The 22,323-nt window shown below is 57.2% G+C and carries 15 protein-coding genes and 1 pseudogene; 1 reads left to right on the forward strand and 15 read right to left on the reverse strand.

The genetic code is table 11. The features are described from left to right. The first annotated feature begins 12 nt into the window (after nt 1–12). Nucleotides 13–4,968 (forward strand): hemagglutinin repeat-containing protein, encoded by a 4,956-nt coding sequence (locus CER19_RS20270; protein WP_116667727.1) that lies wholly within the window; start codon nt 13–15, stop codon nt 4,966–4,968. Between the two features lie 130 nt (nt 4,969–5,098). On the opposite strand, the gene CER19_RS20275 is transcribed toward CER19_RS20270, so the two are convergent. The 15 genes and pseudogenes from CER19_RS20275 to CER19_RS20345 form a co-directional block, all read right to left on the reverse strand. After that, nucleotides 5,099–5,572, reverse strand: a complete 474-nt coding sequence (locus tag CER19_RS20275) for an SRPBCC family protein (RefSeq protein ID WP_116667728.1) — start codon at nt 5,570–5,572, stop codon at nt 5,099–5,101. An 86-nt stretch (nt 5,573–5,658) separates the two neighbouring features. Next, nucleotides 5,659–7,206: an MDR family MFS transporter gene (locus CER19_RS20280; protein ID WP_116667729.1), complete on the reverse strand. Its 1,548-nt coding sequence runs from the start codon at nt 7,204–7,206 to the stop codon at nt 5,659–5,661. Next, nucleotides 7,199–8,350: an HlyD family secretion protein gene (locus tag CER19_RS20285; protein ID WP_116667730.1), complete on the reverse strand. Its 1,152-nt coding sequence runs from the start codon at nt 8,348–8,350 to the stop codon at nt 7,199–7,201. Before CER19_RS20285 ends, CER19_RS20280 begins: the two co-directional genes overlap by 8 nt. Further along, nucleotides 8,347–9,828, reverse strand: coding sequence for an efflux transporter outer membrane subunit (locus CER19_RS20290; protein WP_116667731.1), 1,482 nt, complete (start codon nt 9,826–9,828; stop codon nt 8,347–8,349). Before CER19_RS20290 ends, CER19_RS20285 begins: the two co-directional genes overlap by 4 nt. 284 nt (nt 9,829–10,112) lie before the next feature. Then, complete coding sequence (locus tag CER19_RS20295) at nt 10,113–10,853, reverse strand: helix-turn-helix domain-containing protein (protein WP_116667732.1); 741 nt, start codon at nt 10,851–10,853, stop codon at nt 10,113–10,115. 287 nt (nt 10,854–11,140) lie between these two features. Next, on the reverse strand, nt 11,141–13,744 hold the full coding sequence (locus CER19_RS20300; RefSeq protein ID WP_116667733.1) for an autotransporter domain-containing protein: 2,604 nt from the start codon (nt 13,742–13,744) through the stop codon (nt 11,141–11,143). 69 nt (nt 13,745–13,813) lie between these two features. Then, nucleotides 13,814–14,401, reverse strand: a complete 588-nt coding sequence (locus CER19_RS20305) for a hypothetical protein (RefSeq protein WP_116667734.1) — start codon at nt 14,399–14,401, stop codon at nt 13,814–13,816. Further along, on the reverse strand, nt 14,398–14,994 hold the full coding sequence (locus CER19_RS20310) for a hypothetical protein (RefSeq protein ID WP_116667737.1): 597 nt from the start codon (nt 14,992–14,994) through the stop codon (nt 14,398–14,400). Before CER19_RS20310 ends, CER19_RS20305 begins: the two co-directional genes overlap by 4 nt. Before the next feature lie 362 nt (nt 14,995–15,356). Continuing rightward, nucleotides 15,357–15,758, reverse strand: a complete 402-nt coding sequence (locus tag CER19_RS20315) for a hypothetical protein (protein ID WP_116667735.1) — start codon at nt 15,756–15,758, stop codon at nt 15,357–15,359. A 536-nt stretch (nt 15,759–16,294) separates the two neighbouring features. Continuing rightward, nucleotides 16,295–16,780 (reverse strand): hypothetical protein, encoded by a 486-nt coding sequence (locus CER19_RS20320; protein ID WP_116667736.1) that lies wholly within the window; start codon nt 16,778–16,780, stop codon nt 16,295–16,297. Further along, nucleotides 16,780–18,480, reverse strand: a pseudogene (locus tag CER19_RS20330) (DUF637 domain-containing protein); the annotation flags it as partial. The pseudogene CER19_RS20330 and the gene CER19_RS20320, both read right to left, overlap by 1 nt. A gap of 351 nt (nt 18,481–18,831) precedes the next feature. Then, a complete protein-coding gene (locus tag CER19_RS29160; protein ID WP_256660501.1) occupies nt 18,832–18,966 on the reverse strand; it encodes a hypothetical protein in 135 nt (44 codons plus the stop codon). Further along, nucleotides 18,959–19,375 carry a hypothetical protein gene (locus tag CER19_RS28630; protein ID WP_133298348.1) on the reverse strand — a complete coding sequence of 139 codons (417 nt, stop codon included), beginning with the start codon at nt 19,373–19,375 and terminating at the stop codon, nt 18,959–18,961. Before CER19_RS28630 ends, CER19_RS29160 begins: the two co-directional genes overlap by 8 nt. A 26-nt stretch (nt 19,376–19,401) precedes the next feature. Beyond that, the gene (locus CER19_RS20340; protein WP_256660502.1) at nt 19,402–19,860 is read right to left on the reverse strand and encodes a DUF4279 domain-containing protein; all 459 of its coding nucleotides are present in this window, start codon (nt 19,858–19,860) and stop codon (nt 19,402–19,404) included. Further along, on the reverse strand, nt 19,857–22,323 hold a 2,467-nt coding region (locus CER19_RS20345), incomplete at its 5' end, for a hemagglutinin repeat-containing protein (RefSeq protein WP_178088117.1). The genes CER19_RS20340 and CER19_RS20345, both read right to left, overlap by 4 nt.

A 22,323-nucleotide genomic window follows, 5' to 3' on the forward strand; every position in this document is an offset into this window, starting at 1 on the left:
GCGAGATTATTTATGCCGACTACTCCACACAGCTTCCACCTTTCACCCCAGGGCAAACTGCGCTGGGCCATCGCCAGCCTGTTCCTGCTGCCGCAGCTCGCGCTCGCCGCAGGCTTGACCGTCGTCGAAGGCCCTGGCGGCACGCCACAACTGCAAAACCAGGGCGGTGTCCCCATCGTCAACATCGTCGCGCCGAACGCCGGTGGCCTGTCCCATAACCAGTTTTTGGACTACAACGTCGACCGCCAGGGCCTGGTGTTGAACAACGCCTTGCAGGCCGGCCAGTCCCAACTCGCCGGGCAGCTGGCGGCCAACCCGCAGTTCCAGGGCCAGGCGGCGAGCGTGATCCTCAACGAAGTGATCAGCCGCAATGCCTCGACCCTCAACGGTGCCCAAGAGATTTTCGGCCAGGCGGCCGATTACGTGCTGGCCAACCCTAACGGCATTTCGGTGAATGGCGGCAGCTTCATCAACACGCCCAATGCCAACCTGGTGGTCGGCCGCCCTGAACTCAACGACGGTAAATTGCAAGCCTTGAGCACCCGCGATGCCAACGGCCAACTGACAGTGCAAGGCCAGGGCCTGCACAACCGCGAAGGCTCCATCAACCTGATCGCGCCGCGCATCGACAGCGAAGGTCGCCTCAGCGCCCGCGATCAACTGAACCTCACGGTGGGCCGCAATCAGGTCGACTTCGCCAGCGGGCAAGTACGCCAGGTCGACCCGGCCAGCAAGACCCAGGACCAACGCATCGACGCGCGCCTGTTCGGCGCAATGCAGGCCGGGCGCATCAACATCATCAGCACCGCCGACGGCGCCGGTGTGCGTGTAGGCGGCGTGCAGGTGCAAGGCACTGACGGAGTAAAGATCAGTTCGGCCGGCGACCTCGACATCAGCGGCCAGGTGCGTGCCGACAGCCTCGACGCCACCCGCGCTGGCGTGCACAGCCGCCAGGGCGATATCGACTTGCACAGTGCCAAGGACCTGAACCTGGCCGCCACCGACGTCAGCGGGCGCAACGTCAAACTCGACGCCAGCCGCAACCTGACCCTCAGCAGCCTGGAAAGCCGCAAGCTCCAGGAAAAGCGTGAGCAGTGGAACAACAGCAACTTCCTGTTCACCTACGAAACCTACGACCGCACCACCACCGACAAAGACTCGCGCCAGCACGGCAACAAGGTCGTGGCGCAACAGGATGCGGCGCTGTCTTCCGGCGCCAACACCGAGATCAAAGCCAGCCATGTGGAAGCAGGCAACACCCTGCGCGTCAACAGCGGCGCAGACCTTCAGGTGAACGCCGCCACCGAAACCCATGAAACCCGCGACCAGGGCAACCATCGCAAGCACCTGTGGAAAGCCAATTGGGATAAATCCAGCAGCGAACAACGCAGCATCACCAGCAGCCTCAAGGCCGGCCAGACACTGGAGCTGACCAGCCAACAGAAGCTGCAATTGCAAGGCGCCGAGCTGAAAACCCCAGGCAATATTCAACTGGCCGCCCGGCACGTGGAAATCACCAGCGCCAGCCGCACCCAGAGCAGCCGCGACAATGCCTACTCCGGCGACCTCACCGGTGGCAGCTTCTTCGGCAAGCAAGGCGACGGTAACCAGGGCAAGACCTTGAACACCGGCAGCAAGGTCAACGCCGACGGCAAGCTGATCGTCAAGGCCGACGACGTGCGCATCAGCGGCAGCCAGGCCCGTGGCGGCAAGCAGGCCAGCGTCATCAGCGACAAAGGCTCGCTGGTGATCGACGGCGTCCAGGACACCTCCCACGACAACCGCTACAGCAATGACAGCAAGTTCTTCGGTATCTCCAAGGACGAAAGCCGCAAGAACCTCAAGGACAGCACCGTGGTTGCCAGCGACCTGCGCTCGGACAGCAACCTCAAGTTGCAAAGCGCCCAGGACATCCGCGTCAGCGGCTCACAGGTGTCGGCTGGCGGCGAACTGCAGGCCGATGCCAAAGGCGATATCCAAGTCGTGTCCGCCGAGAACACCACTCACGACACCACCGGCACCCATACCCGTGGCTTCGATGGCTACGCCAAAGAAACCGAGGGTGTCAGCCGCCAGTACCGTGCGGGGTTGAGCTATGAAGACCAGCAGCAAACCCGCAAGACCGACACCACCCAGCAGCAAGGTTCCAGCCTCAAGGGCGGCAGTGTCGTGGTAAAGGCCGGTGGCGATGTGAGCATCCAGGGTTCGGACCTCAAGGCAACCGCAGGCGATGCCACCCTGAGCGGCAAAAACGTCGAGCTGTTGGCCGCCCACGACAAGCGCACCGAAGCCGTCGACAAAACCACCACCGGCGGCAGTTTCTACTACACCGGCGGCATTGATCGGGCTGGCAATGGCGCTCAGTTCAGCCACCAAAGCAGCCAAGACACCGCTGAAAAAACCACCGCGCAAACCAGCACCGTGGCCGCGGCCGGCAAGCTGACCATCAACGCTGGCAACACCTTCACCAGCGAGGGTGCACAGGCCAAGGCCGGCGCCGAGCTGCTGGTCACCGCTGGCCAGATCGACAACCGGGCCCCCCATCCCACCGAGACCAGCCCCCATAAGGAAAACGGCTGGACCGCCGATGTTGGCGCCAATGTGGAATACAAAGGCATTACCCGCCCGATCGAAAAAGCTGTCGAGGGCGTGGCCCAGGCCAAGTTCCATCAGCCCGGTTTGCTGGACGCGTTCGAGCAACCCAATGTCGGCCTGGATGTGGAAGTCGGGCACACGAACAAATCCGGCACAACGCAGGACAGCACCGCCGTGGTCAGCCAGTTCAGTGGCGCCACGGTGCAGGTCAATGCAGCCGGCACGTTGCAGGATGAGGGCACCCAGTACCGCGCCACCGACGGCGGGCTGAACATCAAGGCGGGCGAGCACCTTGCCACGGCAGCGGCCAACACCCACAGCAGCAGCGAGCAAGGCGTGGACGCCAAGGCTGGCGTACGTGTCTATACCACCACCGGCGAAGACGTGAATGTGCGCGGCAGCGGCCTGGGTGGCAGCAGCGATGTGCGCGAATCCACCAGCACAGCAGTGGTCGGCAGCTATGTGGCCAGCCAAGGCGTGAGCATCGAGGCCAAGGGCGATGCCCGTTATGAAGGCAGCCAGTTCGACGGCGGCCAGGCCGGGGTCAACCTCAAGACCGGCGGTGAGCTGGCGCTCAACCAGGCCACCGACACCCAGAGCAAAAACAGCAGCACGCTGCGCGGCAACGGCTCACTGACGGTGGGTACCGCGCCCGGCGCCAATGGCAGCAACATCAACCTCGGTGCCGGCGTGCAGTTGGATAACAAGCGCCTGGACACCCAGGACAGCCAGGCCCAGGTCGCGACCCTTCAAGGCAGCGGCCCCATCCAGCTCAGCAGCGGTGCTGACATGACCCTGCAAGGCACGCAGATCGGCAGCACGGGCGCGAAGGCTGGCGATATTAGCCTCAATGCCGGCGGCAAGCTGGACCTGCAAGCCGCCACCGACAGCCACGTCAGCAACGGCAGCAACCTGGGCGGTGGCCTGACACTCGGCGCCGGTAAGACCAGCAGCACCGAAAGCAGCAGCAAGACCGGCAGCCTCAGCGCCAATTTCAACATCAGTAAGGTGGCGGAGAACGACCAGAGCGCCGTCGTCGGGCAGTTGCACAGCAGCGGCAAGGTCAGCCTCGCCAGCGGCGCTGATGCAACCGATGCCATCCACTTGCAGGGCACTCAGGTCAGCGCAGCCAGCGTTAGCCTGGATGCGCAAAACGGCGGCATCCTGCAAGAGTCTGCGCAATCGACCCAGGCCCATGGCAACTGGGGCGTGACCCTGGGTGCAGGGGGCAGCGTCGGCAAAACCACCTTGGCCGACGCCGGTGAACATGAGACACCCAAGACCCAGCGCGGCATCAATGCGCGGGCCAAGGTCGATGTGGATCACTTGCAAGGCACCACGCAGCACAACAGCGTGATCACGGCAGGTGACGCCACCCTCAACAGTGCCGGCGATACCCATCTGGCCGGAGCGCGTATCGACGCCGACAAGGTGCACGGCACGGTGGGCGGCGACCTCGTCGTCGAAAGCCGCAAGGACCACGTCAACAGCACCCAGGTAAATGTCGACGCCAGGCTGGATGTCGAAAAAAACCAGCCGGGGGTGGTGGATAAGCTGGCCAAAACCACCGGCCCACTGAAGGACAAGGTACAAGCCAAGGCTGAAGGCGTGTTCGACAAGCATCGCGACAAACTGGAGAACGTCGTCGACAAAGGCACCGGGCACCTGGCCTCGGCCAAGGACAGCGTGGTCAACAGCGTGGTTAATGCCAAGGAACGCCTGGGCGAAAAACTCACCCGCAGTGGCAGCTACGACGTGAACCCGCAACCCCGTGGCGCCTTCGGTACTCGCGTGGACAAGGCCAAGGCTTACCTGGCAGACAAGACCGACGCCCTGGGCACGCGCCTGTCTGGCTTCAAGGATAAGGTCTGGCCAAAAACCAGCGACAGCTACACCGTCAGTGGCAAAGACACCACCGGCAGCAAGGTGGCCAATACCGCCGAAAGCGTGTTGTTCGGCGACAAGAGCGGCAACACCAGCTACACCCCGACTCTGTATCTGGATGTCAGCCATGTGGTCAAGGACAGCGTCGCCCAGGCGTCAGGCATTCGCGCAAGCCACGGCGTCAACCTGCAGGTCAAGGGTGATACGCAGCTCACGGGCGCGCGGATCAGTGCGCCCAATGGCAAGGTTGAGCTGGGTGGCTCCAAGGTCACCGCAACCACATTGGCCGGCAGCGACTACCGCGCCGATGTCGGGCTGAACGTTTCGAAGTCACCGGTCAACCTGGCCCTGGGTGCCAAGGACGAACTGACCCAGAAACACGACGACGCCACGCGCAAGGACCAAGCCTTCAACCTGGGCCCGCTGCGCGCGGGTGGGCACAGTGAGAGCCAGGCCTTGCAGGCGGGGATTGATCAGGCCATCAACTAAAGGGTAATGCCCACCCCTCTGTAGGAGCGAGCTTGCTCGCGAAGAACGTTAACGATGACGCTGGCATGCTTGGAGTACGCGGCGCCCTCAGGTTTTTCGCGAGCAAGCTCGCTCTTACATAGGCAGATTCTCAGCGTGCCAGTCCGTTGAAGAGTGCCTGTACGTTCTTCATCGCGTCATCGGCAAAGCCTTGCAGGAAGGCTTCGAACGCCGGTACGTCTTCCTTGCCGCCCGTGTAGGGCTGGCCAATGATGGTCCAGGTCGCCAGGCTCTGGTTCGGGCCTTGTGGCACCACCTCCATCAGCGCCCACAGGTTGCCGATGTTCAGCGAGGTGTAAATCAGTGACCAGGTCATGGTCATGGCGTGGTCGTCATGGCTGTTGAGTTGCTCAATCACCACATTGCCGTCCTTGAACAGTTTCTTGCGTACCGAACGCACGCCCTCGCCGGTCATCTCGATATGGGACAAGGCGGGAATAAACTTCGCGAAACCGGCGAAATCGCCGACCACATTCCACACACTGCGTGCATCGGCCTTCACGCTGACGCGGGCGACGACAGGGTTGCCGATTGGGTGACGGACCAGGGTATCGGGTTGTTGCATAAGAGAGCTCCTTTTTTCCGGGGGGCGGATAGTGGGCGCCTACCAAATGCAGTGGGCTGTACAAGTTCAACACCTGCCTGGCGTGGTTATCCGCTCTTGGCTGACTGCCGTAATGCCAAGGCCGCTACCCCGCACACGATCAACGCGATACAGGACACATAGAACGCATCGCTGTAGGCCATCAGGTACGCCTCGCGCCGCACGGTATGAATCAAGCCCTCGATCACCTGCTGTTGAGCGGGTAGTAGCTGGTTGAAAATGAAAGCCTCGCTGTCAGCCATGCTGGCCCGCACGCGCTCCTGGAACGACGGTGAAAACAGCGTGATCGACTCCCCTACCCGCTCAGAGTGAAAGCGCTCGCGCATGGCCACGATCTGCGTCAGGCCCGCCGTGCCCACGGCACCACCCAGGTTACGCAGCATGGAGAACAAGGCCGAGGCCGAGCCGGCTTCATCCTTGGCCAAACCAGACACTGCCAGTACGGAAAGCGCCACCATGATCAGCGGCTGCCCAATGCCCCGAACCACGGTGGAAGGAATAATCACGTTGGCGGCGCTGTCCACATCCAGATGCGCGCCGAGGTAGCACCCCAGGGCCATGATGAAAAAGCCACTGGCAACCATCAGTTTCGGGTTGAGCCACTTCATCAGGCGCGGCATGAACGGCGCCAGTACCAGCTGCACCATGCCGTAGGCGATCAGGCTGATGCCAATCTCCCGGGCGTTGTAACCCTGCAACTGGGAGAGGTAATTGGGCACCAGAAACACCAGGCCGAACGTGGCCCCGCCGAAGATGAACATCGCTGCGCTGGCCACGCCGAAGTTGTAGCTCTTGAGCAGGCGCAGGTTGATGAAGGAGCGACTGCCATACAACTGCGACAGCACGAAGTACACCAAGGCAACGCCGGCCACCAGTGACATCCACACAATGAAATCGGAGCCAAACCAGTCCTTGCGGCCACCTTCTTCCAGCACGATCTGCAAGCCACCCAGACCGACGATCATGGCGATGATCCCGCCCCAATCGCCGCGCTTGAGCAGGCTCAACTGCATGGGTTTGGCATCGATGGACCATGCCACCGCCAACAGCAAGAGAATGCCGGGGGCCAGTTGCAGGTAAAAGATCCAGCGCCAGGAATAGGCATCGGTCAGCCAGCCGCCAATGGACGGCCCGGCGGCCTGGGCGACGCTGTTCGAGAGCGCGAACAAGGCCATGCCCATCGCGATCTTGCTGGGCGGCAGTTCAGTGATGATCAGTTGGAATGACAAGGGAATCAGCACTGCGCCGGCAGCGCCCTGGATCACCCGAATGATGATCATCACTTCCAGGTTAGGCGCCCATGAGCAGGCTATGGACGCCACCAGAAACACAAACGAGCCCACGAGCATCACACGCCGCAGAGAGAACACCTGCACCAACCAGGCGGTCAGCGGGATCATCACAATCTCCGCAACCAGGTAGGCGGTGGAAATCCACGAGCCTTCCTCGAACGTCGCCCCCAGGGAGCCTTCGATCTCCGGCAGCGCGGCGCTGGTCACGTGCACGTTCATGCCGGCCATGAAACAGCCGAACAGCCCCCCGATCACCGCCACCCAGGCGCGAAAGGAGACGCTCTTTTCAGCCGCTTCAGTCATGTGCAGCGCCCTGCTCAGCCGGGCGGGTGTCCACCGTGGTGATCACCGACATGCCCGGTAGAATAGGTCCGCCTTCATCATGCTCATCAATGACGATCTTCACTGGAAAGCGTTGCACGATCTTGGTGAAGTTGCCGGTGGCGTTATCCGAGGGCAACAGTGCGAACACCGCCCCGGAGCCTGGAGAAAAGCTCACCACATGGCCTTTGAGCTTGCGCCCCGAATAACTGTCGATGCTGATAGCCACCGGTTGGCCGGCACGCATATCGCGCAATTGAGTTTCCTTGTAGTTGGCCACTACGTAAGCCTGCTGCAAAGGCACCACCGCCAGCAGCGGCAACCCCGGCGCGACGTACTGGCGGGTACGCACTTTGCGCTGCCCCACCACGCCGTCGATGGGTGAGCGGATCAAGGTGTCTTCCAGGGCATGCATCGCCAGGTTCAACTGCGCCTCAGCCTGGCTGCGCCGGGCTATCTGTTGCTGGAGCGAAGCCTGGGCCAATTGACGGCGGGGGATGGCCACGGTCAAGCGGGTTTCCTGCTGGCGTTGCATCGCCTTGGCAATCTCCACCGCAGCATTGGCCTGGGTGTAACTGGCGGCGGCCGTTTCCAGTCGCTGGGCGCTGGCAGCGTGGTCGCGCACCAAGCCTTCGTAGCGGCGCTGGTCCAGGCTTGCGCGGCGTAATTCGGCGGCCACACTGCGGGCGTGCGCCTCAGCCTGGGCAACCCCAGCCTTCTGCTGGGCGATCAGGCTGTCAGTGACTTTCAAGTTGGCCTCTTGCGCTGCCACCGAGGCCTGGGTCTCGGCCAGTTCTGCGCGGGCTTGTGCCAAGCGGGCCTGGTAGTCACGGTCCTCGATGCGCACCAGCACATCCCCGGCCTTGACGGGCTGATCGTCCTCTACCATCACCTCGGCCACGTAGCCTGAGACCTTCGGGCTGATGGGTATCCAGTCGGCCCGCACATAGGCATCATCGGTCTGCTCCAGGTAACGGCCGACCGTCATCCAGTACAGGCCGAACACCACCGCTGCGATCAACAGCACCGTGCTGCCCAGCAGGATCAGACTTCTTTTGCGACGTTGCTTGCGCGTATGCGTCTGTTCATCCTGGACAGCAGTTTTTTCATCAACGGCGATATTCATGGCTGGGTACCGGAAAAAGTGGTGTACGCATGGGTGGGCGCTGATGGTTGCCAACCACCGCCAAGGGCACGGAACAGGCTGATCTGGCGTTGCAGCAACTGGCCGTCGGCGTCGGCGCGAGTGGCCTGCAAGCGGATCAGTTCACGCTCGCTGTCCAACACATCCAGAAAGTCGATAGACCCGGCGTCGTAGTTGAATTGGGCCAACCTGTAGGCGTGGCGGCTGCTGTCCAGTGCCTGGCTCAAGGCCGCGTGGCGCTGGCGTTCGCCGTCGTATAACGCCAGGGCCTGGCGCACCGCCTTGAGGGCCTTGAGCACGCTGGCCTCGAATTGCGCCACCTCTACCTGCTCAAGCGCCCGGGCCTGCTTGACCCGCGCGCGGTTGGCGCGCCAATTGGGGAACTGCCAGGTGATCAGCGGGCCGATGCCGAGCATCACCGCACTGCTATCGCCCAGTTCATGGAATTTGTTGGCTGAGGAAGACACTGAAGCGCCGAAGGTGACCTTGGGGTACAGGTCGGCCTGGACGATATCCACTTGCAGCGTGGCCGCCTGCAACGCTCGCTCGGCCTGACGGATGTCGGGGCGGCGCGCCAATAATTGCCAGCCATCGCCCACCGGCAACTCGGCATTGAGTTGTGGCACCACTTCACACGTTGCGGCGCCAGAGCCTTGTTCAAGATCAGCGACGCCGCTCAGCATGGCCAATTCGTAGAGCGCGGCTTGTCGACGCGCCTCCAGCATCGGCAGCAGCGCCTGGGTTTCGCCTTGCAGGGCTTGCATGCGGCTGTATTCAAGGTCCGTCACTACACCGGCCTGGCGCTGACGATCAATCAACGCCAGGCTATGTGCGACCACGTCCAACGAATGGCGCTGGACCTTGGCACGCGCACCCAAGGCGCAGGCGTTCACATAAGCGCGAGTGGTTTGCGCCACGACCGTGATGCGCAGCAGGTCTTCGGCATCCTGCGCCGCCGCGGCTTGCACCTGGGCTCGTTCGATCGTGCGCTGGACCTGGCCCCACACATCCACTTGATACGCCAATTCCATGCCTGGGTTGAACGCCCATTCCGACGGCGCATGGCTATCGGTGGCTTTGGCCAGCGTCTGGTCATCGGCCGTCTTGCCGTAAGCGGCACCCAGTGACGCCTGGGTGGACGGCCAGCGCTCGGCATCGGCCTGCTGGATCCCGGCCAGCATCGCCTGCACATGGGCTTGGGCCGCCGCCAGGTCGCGGTTGTGCAGCAAGGCCTTTTGCACCAGCGCATCGAGTTGCGGATCGTTGTACAACTGCCACCAGCGCTCAGGTAACGCTTGGGCCGAGACACCTTGGGGCAGGTGGCTCAGGGCATTGATGCGTTCCGGATGGGGCTGCGCCGGTGTATGGGCGACCCAGGACGAACACCCCGCCAACAACGCCACCGCCACGCCGAGCAGCGAGAGACGGCCATGCCGCGGGGAAAAAGAAGGCGAACCCATCGAGTAAATCCAGAAGGCCAAGTAGAGACGCAGGGTAAAAGCGCAACGGGGTGCGCATCTCCCGAGTTCTGGACAACCATCGTTTTGATTGGGACAAAGTAGGACGACGCTTCTGAATCGCGCGTCGAACTCGTTCAGAAATGTGGGAGCGGGCTTGCCCGCGAAGGCGGTGTGTCAGTCGGTGCATCTGTTACTGCACTAAAGCTTTCGCAGGCAAGCCAGCTCCCACATTGGATCTTCGTCGCCCCCTCGCCAACGTGCCAGTCACGGCTACTGCTGGGAATTCAGACCAGACGGCAGTGACTGGGGGTGTAACCCATGGTGCGCTTGAACATCGCGGTAAATGCACTCGGGCTCTGATAACCATGCTCCAAGGCCACCTCCAGGATGGAGGCGCCACTGGCCAGCCGCTGCATGCTGAGCAGCAGCCGCGTGCGCTTGCGCCACTCGCCGTAACTCATGCCCAACTCTTTCTGGAACAGCCGAGCCAGGGTGCGTGAACTCATATTGAGCTGCACCGCCCAATTCTCCAGTTTCGATTCCTGGGAAGGGTTGTCGATAAAGTCGGCACACAGCGCCTTGAGCCGCGGCTCATCCGGAATCGGCACATGCGCCAGCACCCGCTGCGCCCGGTCGAGCTCGGAGAAAATCAGATCGACAATCTGTAGATGGCGCAGCAACGCCGGCTCACTGTCAGGCTCATCGCCCGCGGCAACAATCAGCTCGCGCAACAACGGCGAAACCCTTATGACCTGACACTCATGCGTCAAGCCGCGATGCGCCCCCGGCGAGATCAGCAAGGTGCGCATACGCACCTCGCCGGTCATGCGAATCTGATGCTCCATCGCCGGGGGCACCCACAGGGCGTGCCCGGAAGGCAGCACCCAGGTTGCCTGCTGCACCGACACCAGCATCACACCGTTGATGGCGTAGACCAGTTGGCCCTCGTCATGTCGGTGGGCAGGCACGATGTCGCCGTGCACGTAGTTACCGGCGAGGGCTGCCAAAGAGGTATGCGCGTTCATTTCAGCAAGCCGCGAGCTGGTTAGGTCGGCCAGTGTTGGAAGGATCCTGGGGTGTCATGTCGCTTCTCCTTTTTTTGAACAGAGTGACCCATTGGGCCTCAGTGGCCACTGGGTCCAATACTAAACAAAGAAAGGGTGCGGGGAATTGCGTATTAGGGTGGGGACTGTGAAAAAACGTCGAGTAAAAATTAAAAAAACCAAAATATCGGCGAGTAGATTTCAAGAAAAAAAGATGATTGCTTTTGGGGATACAGGGGCTCGCAAAGAGCCCCTGTTCGGGTTTACCCCTAAAACGCGTAACGCGCCTTGACCATCACCCCATCAGCATCAAACCCGCTACGCGCCTGGCGGGTATAGCTGGCGCCCACCGTCAGCGCCGACACCTGATAATTCAGGCCCAGGCTGGCTTCGTAACTGTCACGTGCGACCGAAGCGCCCGTGACGGTAAACGCCGAACCACCCAGCACAAAGCTGGAGGTTTGCGCCACGCGGTCGCCCATCAGGTCGTGATAGGCCATCAAGGTCGCTTCCGGTTGCAGGCTGCCGGTGGCCAACGGGAAGTTACCGGCCAAGCGCACACCCGCACCCAACTCGCCCACTTCATAGCGTTGCGAGCCGGTACTCAGCGCCGCTGAAGAGCCCTTCTCGGTAAAGCTGTCCATGCGCACGTTGGAATAACGCGCCGCCACTCGCGGCTCTATCACGGCAGCATCCGACAGCTTGAAACTGTAGCCGCCCAGTACGCTGGCCGACAACACATTGCTGTCGTAGCTGCCCTTGGCGGTAGTACCCGCCACACGACGTTTGCTGTCATTGTCGTTATGGCCGTAGCTCAGGCTGCCGTCGACAAACCAGTTCTGCAGCGACCAGTTGCCGTACAACGACAGCGCATGGCCCTGCACGTCGGTCTTGGTGCCCAGGTCCGAATGGATGTTGGAGTTGAGGTAGCTGTAAGCCACACCCACCGTGGTGCTGTCGTTCAACCGACCATCCACACCCACCGCCATGCCGCTGCTGTTGGCCGAATAACCGTTATCGCCGCTGCGGCCATCCTGATCCATGTTGCTGCTCAAGCCTTGCAACCACACACCCACGGCTTCGCGATTATCACGTTGGCCCGAGAGACGATTGAGGATCGCACCATTGATCACCGTCTGGCCCGACAAGGCCACGTCCAGCGCACCCCGATTGACGTCTGGCTTGAGTTGCTCGCCCACCTGCGCCAACTGCTGCGCCGTGCCCGCGTTGGCCAGGGCCTGGAACACCGGATCATCCGTTGCCAACTGCCCGAGCACGTCATTTTTTGCTTCGTTGACCACAGTGACAACCGGCTCAGTGGCGCCCGCGCCGGTCAGTTCCTCTTGCACTTGCTGATTGCTCTTCAACCCCACCACGGCCTTGACCGTCTGCGCATCGGCCGAATAACTGAGCACGTCCAACAACGACGAAGTGCTGGCAACCGAAAGGCCGTTGTTCTGCACACTGCTGGCTTGCAGCAAGGTGTATTCGGTGCCGCTCGGCACGGGGGTGAAATCGCCTGGGTTGGCGCTCAAGGTTACTTTCGATGCCTGGGCGAAATTCGCCGCACCATTGACCGTCAGGTACGGCGTGGTCGGCACTACGCTGTTGGCCAGGCGCATATCAATGCCTGCACCGCTGGCGATGTTGAGGTCACCAGTGAGCACCGTGCCAGGGGCCGACAGGTTCAGAGAGCCCGAGTTGATCGACACTGGCGCGATGATGCGGCTGCCGGAAAAGTCAGCCTGGCCGGCGATGTTCATCGCGCTGACGTTGAGCACGTCGCCGACGATTTTGCCACCGGTCCAGTTGAGGGTGGCGCGGTTGGCTGCGTCGATGGCGATGCCGGAATTGCTGCGGATTTCACCGGCTTGCTGGTTGATTTCGAAGGTGGAGGTTTGCTCGGCTGCGTCGACGGAAATCGCCGTGCCATCGGCAGTGATCGTGCCGCGGTTGATGATGCCACGGGAGCCGGTGGGGTTGTTTTGGGTGAAGGTGGCGCCCAGGAGATCGATCGCTTTGGCGTTGGTGCCTTGGGCTTGGAGCGTGCCGGTGTTGAGGATGGAGTCGACGGTGCCGGCATAAAAAACAATACCGGAAGCATCTGCGCCGTTCACAGACAGCAGGCCACTGTTTTCAATGCGCAGCGGGCTCGTGGTGGTTTCAACTTCTATGCCCCAGGCGCGCTGGCCCGTTGCAGTGATAGTCCCGGAGTTGATGATTTTGCCGCCGATATTGATCGGGTACGCTTGCGGGCCATCCACCGCCAGGCCCACCACCTCATCCCCCACCATCTCGATCAGGCCCGTGTTAGCCACGTCGCCTGCCACTTGGGTGTTATGCAGGAACATGCCCTCGCCGCCAAACGTGCCATTAACAGCAGAGGTGCCCGGTACAATTGGGGTTGATTTGATCGTGCCCGAGTTGATAACACTGCCACCAATCACGGCATCACCAATCTCAAAACCTTCGTAACCGCCATTGTTCATGGTGATGTTACCGGCCTGAATCAGATCGCCCGTAATCGTACTAGGGGTTGATCCGTCGTTTGCAAAACCGAATGGGTCCACGGCAAACGCCCGAATGGAACGTCCGTCAGAGGTCATCACAATATCAGCACGATTGATCAGCGAACCTTGAATACTGGTATTGGAAACACTGACCTCCATCAACGCAGTAGTGCCAGATTCAGGGGTGGGCGTTTGATTGGTTGCTTCAGTCAGCCTCCCGGTGAAGGTCAGAGACTCGTTAAACGCCTCCCCCTTCCACGAGGTTTTGCCTTGACCCAGATCTACTTCAACGGCCAATGCCTGGCTGCTGATTGCACCGACCACCACGGCCAACAGTTTTTGCTTGAACGGTTTTTGCTTCATTTGAAAACTCCATGTACGACAGAAAGCAACGCCACAAACCCATGGCGATTACAGATATAAACCAATCGACTACAACAAGCGCCGCTGCACCGCCTCATCCAATGTGCTGCGGGTCAGGGCTTGCACCACCTCGTGGGTGTCCTGGCGGAAAGGTACGGCAACGATCAACAGCAACTGCATCCAGGTACGCAGCGACTCGCTCTTGCGCACACGGCCCAGCTCTTTACCGTCCTTGTCTTTGAATACGGTCTCCAGGGTGAAGGTGTTCTTCGCGGTGGTGGGGATGATGAAAAACGTCACCCCGGTGATGATCGCCGACGCCATGCTGAACTGTTCGTTATTGTACAAGGTGGCTTCAACATAAAGATCCGCCTCGGCCTTATCCGTACTTACCCACGCAAACCGCCCCGACTCACGAAAACCCTCGGCAACCGTCGTTTCTCCAACCGCTGCCGCCGCCCCCGCCGCCGTATTGGCGGCACCACCGTTGACCTGATTCATGGCCGTGGTACGGACATACACCGATGGCTTTTGCTGCGGCGCATTGGCCGTGGGTGGCCATGTCTGCACGGGAGGCAGTTCGTTCTGTGAATACGTCACGCAACCAGACAGCAAAACCGCAGCGAGCACCACACAGTGCTTGATTGAACCGATCATTTTTGTTCTTCCTTAAGGGTTGGTTGTGCCAACTTCGCCGTGGCGTTATCGAGCAGGATTGAAACCAGTTCATTCAACTTCTTGACCCCCATCACCGGCGACCAATACTCCCGCCCGTAAAGCCCCACGTTGTGCTCAAACTTGATCTGCTCCTTGGCGGCAGCCAGTTCTTTACCGTTACGGTCAACGATCGCCAGATCACCGGCCATATCGAAACTATCGACGTAGATGGGCCCGTTTACCCAAATCCAGATCGTCAGGGTCAATAAAGCCCCCGGGATGTAAGCAGGGTGCGGCGCGCGATGGCCCTTGAGCGATGTCATGTTGAACTTGAGCACCACGTCGTTCTCGCCCAGGCGCACGGGGTATTCGGTGACGTCCTTGAAATAGCCACCGGCCTTGACGTATTGGTTGAGCTGATGGGTGAGTGAACGGCTGATGGCGGTGCGGGTAGCGTCGTCAGTGTCTGGGATAGCGACGGAAACGTCGGCGATTTGCGCGGTACGGGGGCTGCTGACTTTCGCGGGATGGGGAGGAGCGCTCAATGGACCGGTGACGGTGTAGGAGACGCAGCCGGTCAGGGACAATGCCATGAGGAGTGCGGCGGTTTTGAAGAGGGGTTGGAGCACGGAATGTCCTTATTGAGTGTTTTGATTTGTTGGAGTGAAACTTTTGGAGGAGCGGAATAAGGGATGTATCGCAGGGATGCCATACATCTCTGATGTGCAGCCTTTATTAATGGCAGGGGTTAGCAAAATGGATAGCCGTAAATGCTAAGTAAGTGCCATTCAAATCCGTCCCCTTTTCGTCCATACATTACATCCTAATCAAATAAATCCGTCCCCTTTTTTTTACAGATTTTATAGACGGAAGGGGCCGATTTTAGAAAAGTGGATAATCGTGGACGTTAAGTAACGTGCTATTCAAATCCGCCCCCTTTTCAAAGCAAAAAAAATCAGCTCCCATTCTCCGCTTTCAAAATGCGCTTTAGTTCCCTCCTCGCGAAGTGACGATTACCTTGTGAGACACCCTCACCTACTGATAATTTTCTTAGGTCATCGACAAGAGAAATAGTCTCTTGAATGGAGCTGTGCGCAATCCAAAAAATCGCGAGTTTTATCCAATAATCAGAGTCGTGCCCCAACCCAACCTTTATCACACTTATGTATGGAAAATCAGGGCCTAACGCCAGCCTAACAGTTTCAATAGGCATCTCAAGCAATGAAATGACCTTTCTAAAGTCCGACGAATCGTCTAGAGGAAAACTGGTTTCATTATTTATTAACGCCCAGCGACCAACCTCATCTCTGCAGATTAAGAAGTCGTCACCTAAGATAAGTTTCTCAGAACCGCTCATACATTACATTCCAGGATGGTGCTTGACATTAATGTCATACTGCTTAAGAGTCTGCTCAAATTTAGCTCTGACCTCAGACCAAAGCGAGCAAAAAAGGGGACAGATTTATTTTTCAGAGACTCATCCGCCACTTTTCAAAACCCTCACAAAACCAAACTTCAAAAATAAATCTGTCCCCTTTTCTTCTTTGTCCCCCGTCCCCTTTTCTTCAAAAAAAATAAATCTGTCCCCTTTTTTGGATCAAATAAATCCGTCCCCTTTTCTTCCGTACAACGTAACAAGGATAGTTGGGCAAAACGACACGTCCCATTCTGGGCATAGGTAACCTCCTTCCTTAGAGAATTACAGCCTAGCAAATGGAAAAAAATAAATCTGTCCCCTTTTTTACGAGTGGTGTGTGTTCGCAACTATCACCGTAGACCAAGGGCGGCTTTTTTTCTTTTTTTGCAATCAGATCAGCCGGCTAGCTGTTAAGTAAGTGCCATTCAAATCTGTCCCCTTTTTTCCCGCCCCCTTTTTTTCCTTAGATATTGTTTTTATTCACATCTGGTTAATTTATCGAGAATAGCACTCCGTTCTGGAAGGGAGGCGATGGTATCAGCACTCACCTCTTCAATAAAATCTGAACATCTGTAAACCTTGAACTGGCCATAAAAAACTGACAGCAAACGTAATAACAGCATCTCATCCATCACGCCGCCCCCCTCGTCCAGCTCAAAAGTCAAAAGGGCATCGCATTCCGTGTCTATTGGCAGAGAGCACTCATCACTCCGTAAATACTCCTCAAGGTTCTGTGCTCTGAGTATTTCGATCCTTATCCAGGCATCGCTGTCCGGCCTATTACTCCATTCGCGGTTAACCTCCCACTTATTAATTTTTAAATCTAGATAGCTGCACTCATTGAAAACCTCATGATCTTGGACATAGGACACAGGTACATCGCCCCAAGCCTGACTAATCAAAAAATCTCTATCAGGCAAGATACTCCCTGCCTCCAAAACAACAGCGTATCGAATATTCATCACATATTTCCTGTTTCTTGTAGGCGCTTCAGACCTTTCTCAGCGTTTCTGAGCAATTGATCTCTTGCCGACTGAGGTAACCGCTTAAACGCTGCATTAATCTGTGGAGCTAATGGTTTGGATAGATCTGGTCTGAAATCTACGATCGAATCTTTCCCCCCGCCAGACTGTATCTGAAGCTTACCATTCGGCTCGATATCAACCCGTAATAAACGTTTACGCCCACCGATCACGGCTTCAACAGGCTGACCAATAGTTTCACTTGCTTTGATTATACCTTTAGGTCCACTGCCCCCCTTAACGACATCAGCCCCTACACCCCGAGGCTCACCACCAACGTACTTCTGCCAGTCAGGATGATAAACATCAGCTCTCATCTCATCTGAGATGGTAGTGATTCCGCCAGAAATATTTTTGCTCCCAGAAGCTTGGAGCTGTTTCGAAACCCCTTCCACCAAATCAGCAGACTCAGCCACCTTCCCTTCAAGGTATAGCTTTTTCGCCTTACCTAGAACTTTCTGAGCTGCATCTCCAAGCCCGGGAATCAACCCAACGCTTGCCATTGCATAATCAAACGGATCCTCAGCCTCTGAAAATGCCTTCACATCGCCATAGACAGGAATAAAGTCTGAACCGAACTCAGCAAGCTCCTTCGCCAACCGCGCCGTTTGTGCCGCCGCAAACGGGTTGTTTATCTCCTTGATACTGCGAAGTTCAGCCTCAATCGAATAAGCTGCAAGCTCCTTGTTTTGCGCAGTGTCCTTAGCCTGCTCTTTGGCCTCAGGACCAAACCTTGCAACCACTAGGCTGCGGGCTGCGTCCTCAGCTTCTTTTCGTAGACCGCGACAGGTACTACTCGCGCCATTCGAAGTACAAGCGGCTTTCAGTTCCAAATCACGAAGTTTATCCAGATTGTCCCAGGCGTCAGCACGACCGCAAGCAGCCTTATCCCCTCCCTGACACTCCTTCTTAGCCTCGCGGCGCTCCTTATTTTCTTCATGATTGAGGTAGTTGTACTGTGTAGCGGTGCCCGCCACCCACGCCCCAGTTTGCAGGCTATCCGCATCCGCATTGCTCTGTACCGATGCCGCAAGCACACCAAGCAACTGCGAGTTCATGACCAGCAAACCCTTTTTCTGGTCATCGGGCATGTCGGCGTAATTCTTGGCGAGGCTATCCAGCAACGCCTCATTCACACCCGCTGCTAGGGCCCCTGTGCGGAAATCTCCTCCAGAAGCCTCAGCTGCCAATCCGCCCATCAAGGCATGTAGCCCAATCTTGGTAATGCCACCTTCTGCAAACCGGTTCTTGGAAACATCCCCGACCAGGTTGAATCCATAAGCCGCAAATGCGTTAGCCAAACTATTCTGCAACGCGTCGCCAAGACGGGCTTCGCCCCCGAGCGCCCGATCCACCAATAGGGATGTTCCGTTTTGCAGTACTTGGTTGGCCGTGAACTGCCCCATGCCTTGCCAAGTGCTCAACGGACTTACGGTGGCAACTGCACCTGAGTTGGGTAGTGCAGTGGAAGTGCCGGTCTGAGTGCCGGTCCATTTGTCATAGACACCTGCAGTCAAGCCAGCAGTGACGCCGGACACCACGTAGCCTCTCATCGCGTCGCTGGAAGTGACATCCTTTAAGACGGTGCTCAGGTTTCCACGGTTATTGATGGTGCTGATCGCACCGTTACTCGCCATGCCGCCAAGCACGAAAAAAGGGGACAGATTTATTTTTCAGAGACTCATCCGCTACTTTTCAAAATCTTCACAAAACCAAACGTCAAAAATAAATCTGTCCCCTTTTCTCTGTCCTTTTGCACCAATTAATTCACTCCATAGTAACGGTAAAGATCCGCACCAGGCCAAAGTTCGTCATATGCGGCTAATGTGCTTCGCAGGGCCTCGCTACGAGGACCCTCGGAAGGATTCATCTTTGAAATTACAAATTCTTTAATTTCGGGCCACTGAAGCTCACGCATACAGAATGCCACGACTTCAAATGGCGAGCTTCGAGACATTAAAATCAACTCAAATCCATTTATAAAATTTTCTTTATAGCCAGGATATTTTTTTTACAAGCTCCAAAATATTTAACAAGGACATCTCATAGGAAACATCTAGCTCTTCACCAAAAGCGGCTACAGCCATATCGCAAAGTTCATCAAACTCTTTAATGACGTCATTCATTTCGGCACCCAAGCACCTTTTTTGGAATTGCTAGGATCTGGCCCCCAGACTTTTCTATATATTTCCCTCCCACATCAAGCTCTTTTTTAGAAAAAGCATTTTCTGTTGCGGCTTGAGCAGCCCGACCAGAGGGCTCATAGTGCCCTGATGTATTATCAATATATTTAACTTCGCCACTCACAATTTTCACTTCTCCCGCAGCAACAACGGGCTTGCCATTCGCTAGATCAATGTGACCACCACCTACATCATTAAAGTTTCGTCCGATCACTAACTGACCACCCTGAAGAACGGCATAGTTATATATTCCTGCACCTTGAGTCAACTTTGTTTCTGAGTTTAGCGTTGGAACACCTGTTGGATGATCTGAAAACTGATTGGAAAAACAAGGCGCCGCTTGCTTTTCCACAGAACTCGCCGTTGCTTTTGCATCAACTAGTCCTCAACAAAATAAATATCAAAAGAGCACTCTAAGTCCAAATCTGCCAAAGCTCTCATTTGCTCCGGCCAAAGTACAGGCCCACTATGACCTAGCAGAGAGAACCACACACATTTCAACGTAACTTTAACGCCATCAAGTTTTTGAACCGCTTTCAGCGATTCACTATGCGGCGTGATCTTTTCAACTACCCAGTCAATATGTTCTCTAAGATCTTTTGACAATACATATCCTTCGGTAGACAAAAACCAACCAGAGTCCTTCACCTCTCTTGTTAGTCCACGGCTATTTGTAACCTTTTCCCCGGCAACACTAATAAATGTTGGCGGAACCTGCATGACATTAGTGATTTCATCCGGGTGTATCTCACCAGGATAAATCATCAATTTTACATAACATTCAGCACACGTTTCGTAGTCCGACGAAACCGGAGTAATCCTAGACTTTTCACTCATGGCAGATAATCTCTAATATTCCCAATAACTTCGCCACCCTTACCTACATAATCTCCATTATCCAGTATTCTGCCATGAAAATTATTAGGAAGTTTTCCAGCGTCAGCTTTTAATGCCTCAAGTGCTCTGCCCCACTCACGCGGAGGCAAACTTTCACCAAAATGCTCATTCAGTGCGTTAGCTGTACTCTTATTGAGAGTATTACCCCCGGTTTGCAAAACATTCGGGACTCGCCCAGATGCACCTACGCTGGACGGAACAGGTAATGGAAGCCCTTCAGCATCAACCCACTTCCCATTTACTAGCTGATTTCCTTTTGCACCTACCGCTTTTTTAACCCCAAACAGCATAGCTGTCCACTTGGAAAGCATACCCACCGTCTCAGGGGCTATGTCAACGCCTACCTCTCCTGCCGCATTACTTGCTGCCTGTAATCCACCGTCGACAATTCCTACACCGACCACCTTCAACCGGGAGTTGACGTTCAGCAAGTCAACTGCCCCTAGCATGCGATCCACCTCACCAGGTAGGTCGCCATGGGCCCGTACTTGGGAAATCATCTCATGGGTTTTGTCATAGCTCGCCACCCAGTCGCCATAAGCTTCCTTGCACTTAGCAGGATCGTTTTCACAAATAGCATTCAGGCGTTTTTCGTTAGCCTCATTCAAATCAGCATATTTATTGATGACATCTCTGCAGCTGTCTGTGGCGGTACAGGTCTTGGCTTCGCCAATGAGTGCTTCAACCTCCTTGTGCTGCAACTCGTTGTAAATTGTTCCCTGCTGAGCCACCCACCCCGCCACTTCCTGGTCTTTTGCACTTCCACCCACACCTGCCGCAACCGTCATTCCGATTAACTGAGAGGTCATGGCCAACACGCGATCGTGGGCCTCGCCAGGGAATAACTTCTCACCGAACGTTTGTATCAGGGCTTTATTCGCGCCAGCAGCAATAGCACCAGAAGCGAAATCTCCTCCTGCCGCTTCGGCGATTAATCCTCCGACAATCGCATGCACTGCCACCTTAGTGGAAAGGTTGGAACCAACGAGTTCGGTCCCCACACGCTCATAAATCATTCCAGAGAGAACGCTGGCAGTCAGATCAATAGCTGCTTGACCGATATTCCTAGTAAAACTGCCGCCATTGGTGACAGTTCTCAGCGCCGAGTTGACCGCCAATTGCCTCCCAAGATCTGCGGCAGTGAATTCACCGGTGACGCCGGCAAACTTCGCTATCGCCCCACTGAGCCCTGCGATTGCATAGCCTTTCAGGCTATCGCCCGACGTCACATCCTTGGCAATATCGCCTAAGTTCCCTTTGTTGTTGATGGTACTTGTCGCGCCTTTGACTGCGACCGCAGTAACCACCGAGTTCGCAACGAGACCGGTTGTTGTAGTAGACGCCGCTCCGACAAGACCCGCTCCAGCGCCCCAGGTGAAGTAAGTGACAATGATGGCGATGACCAACGCCGCACCACCACCCAGGCTTGAGTTGTTGTACTTGAAGCTATCGTGAACCTCTTGGACCTTGCGCCAATCCACGTCCCCGCGCTGCTCGGCTTCTTTCAACCAAGCCAGTTGCGGGTCGGCCTTAACCATCACATCAATGGTCTGGCTTACGGTGTGCTGGTCGATCTGCTTGACATCAATCTTCAAACCATCGACCGCTTTGATCACGACGCTACCTTGCGCAATCATCTGCGTTTGGCGCAACGTCTCGTCGGTGTTGCCTTTGCCTTTGGAGCTCGTCCACACCATGTCACTCTTGCTCTTGGTGTGGCTCTCGTCATGCAGATCCTTCACCGCCTCAAACTCGACCGCCCCCCCACTGACAATCGCAATATCCCCACCACTCTCAAGCCTCGCCGCCTGATACTTCTGATCCCCACCGCTCTCCAGCGTCAGGTCTCCACCCGTCTTGATCTCGCTGCCGACATTCTTCACATCGGTCACTTCATCACGCTGAGTCTTTTTGCTGCCCCAACTGCCCTTCTTGCTCATGTCATACAGCGAGTAATGACTGTCCTGCGCCGCCAACATTTGCAGTTCGTTATCAGCGTGCACATAGGCTTCGTTGCCCGCGCTGATTTTGCTGGCGACTAGCGTGAGGTCAGTGCCCGCGATGGCGATCAGGTCGCCGCCGGCTTTGAGTTCGGCGCTTTGTTGGGTGACGTCGTCCAGTTGAGTGGTGGTTTTGGTGCCGCCTTTTTTGCCTTTGGAGTAATCGTGTTGTTCGTTGGCGGCGGCGGCCAGGGTCAGGTTTTCGCCGGCTTTGACGCTGAGGTCTTTGGCGGCGCTGACGGTACTGGCGACGACTGCAATGTCGCGGCGGGCGTCGATGGCGAGGTTGCCGCCCACGTCCACGGCGGAGGTGTGTTGCAGGATGGTTTGCTCGGTGCCGCTGATGCGGCGGCGTTGGTAGGCGTAGTCGTCCTGTTCGGTCTGGCTGGCGATCAGCACGTCA

Source organism: Pseudomonas sp. GL93 (assembly GCF_003408955.1).
GTDB lineage: Bacteria > Pseudomonadota > Gammaproteobacteria > Pseudomonadales > Pseudomonadaceae > Aquipseudomonas > Aquipseudomonas paracarnis.

Bases quoted from the DNA above. Each gene is read 5' to 3' on its own strand.
- CER19_RS20285 (WP_116667730.1), bottom strand. From the start codon at position 8,350: ATGAATATCGCCGTTGATGAAAAAACTGCTGTCCAGGATGAACAGACG.
- CER19_RS20315 (WP_116667735.1), bottom strand. From the start codon at position 15,758: ATGAGCGGTTCTGAGAAACTTATCTTAGGTGACGACTTCTTAATCTGC.
- CER19_RS20275 (WP_116667728.1), bottom strand. From the start codon at position 5,572: ATGCAACAACCCGATACCCTGGTCCGTCACCCAATCGGCAACCCTGTC.
- CER19_RS20295 (WP_116667732.1), bottom strand. From the start codon at position 10,853: ATGAACGCGCATACCTCTTTGGCAGCCCTCGCCGGTAACTACGTGCAC.
- CER19_RS20305 (WP_116667734.1), bottom strand. From the start codon at position 14,401: ATGATCGGTTCAATCAAGCACTGTGTGGTGCTCGCTGCGGTTTTGCTG.
- CER19_RS20290 (WP_116667731.1), bottom strand. From the start codon at position 9,828: ATGGGTTCGCCTTCTTTTTCCCCGCGGCATGGCCGTCTCTCGCTGCTC.
- CER19_RS20320 (WP_116667736.1), bottom strand. From the start codon at position 16,780: ATGAATATTCGATACGCTGTTGTTTTGGAGGCAGGGAGTATCTTGCCT.
- CER19_RS20340 (WP_256660502.1), bottom strand. From the start codon at position 19,860: ATGAGTGAAAAGTCTAGGATTACTCCGGTTTCGTCGGACTACGAAACG.
- CER19_RS20270 (WP_116667727.1), top strand. From the start codon at position 13: ATGCCGACTACTCCACACAGCTTCCACCTTTCACCCCAGGGCAAACTG.
- CER19_RS29160 (WP_256660501.1), bottom strand. From the start codon at position 18,966: ATGAATGACGTCATTAAAGAGTTTGATGAACTTTGCGATATGGCTGTA.
- CER19_RS20280 (WP_116667729.1), bottom strand. From the start codon at position 7,206: ATGACTGAAGCGGCTGAAAAGAGCGTCTCCTTTCGCGCCTGGGTGGCG.
- CER19_RS20310 (WP_116667737.1), bottom strand. From the start codon at position 14,994: ATGGCATTGTCCCTGACCGGCTGCGTCTCCTACACCGTCACCGGTCCA.
- CER19_RS20300 (WP_116667733.1), bottom strand. From the start codon at position 13,744: ATGAAGCAAAAACCGTTCAAGCAAAAACTGTTGGCCGTGGTGGTCGGT.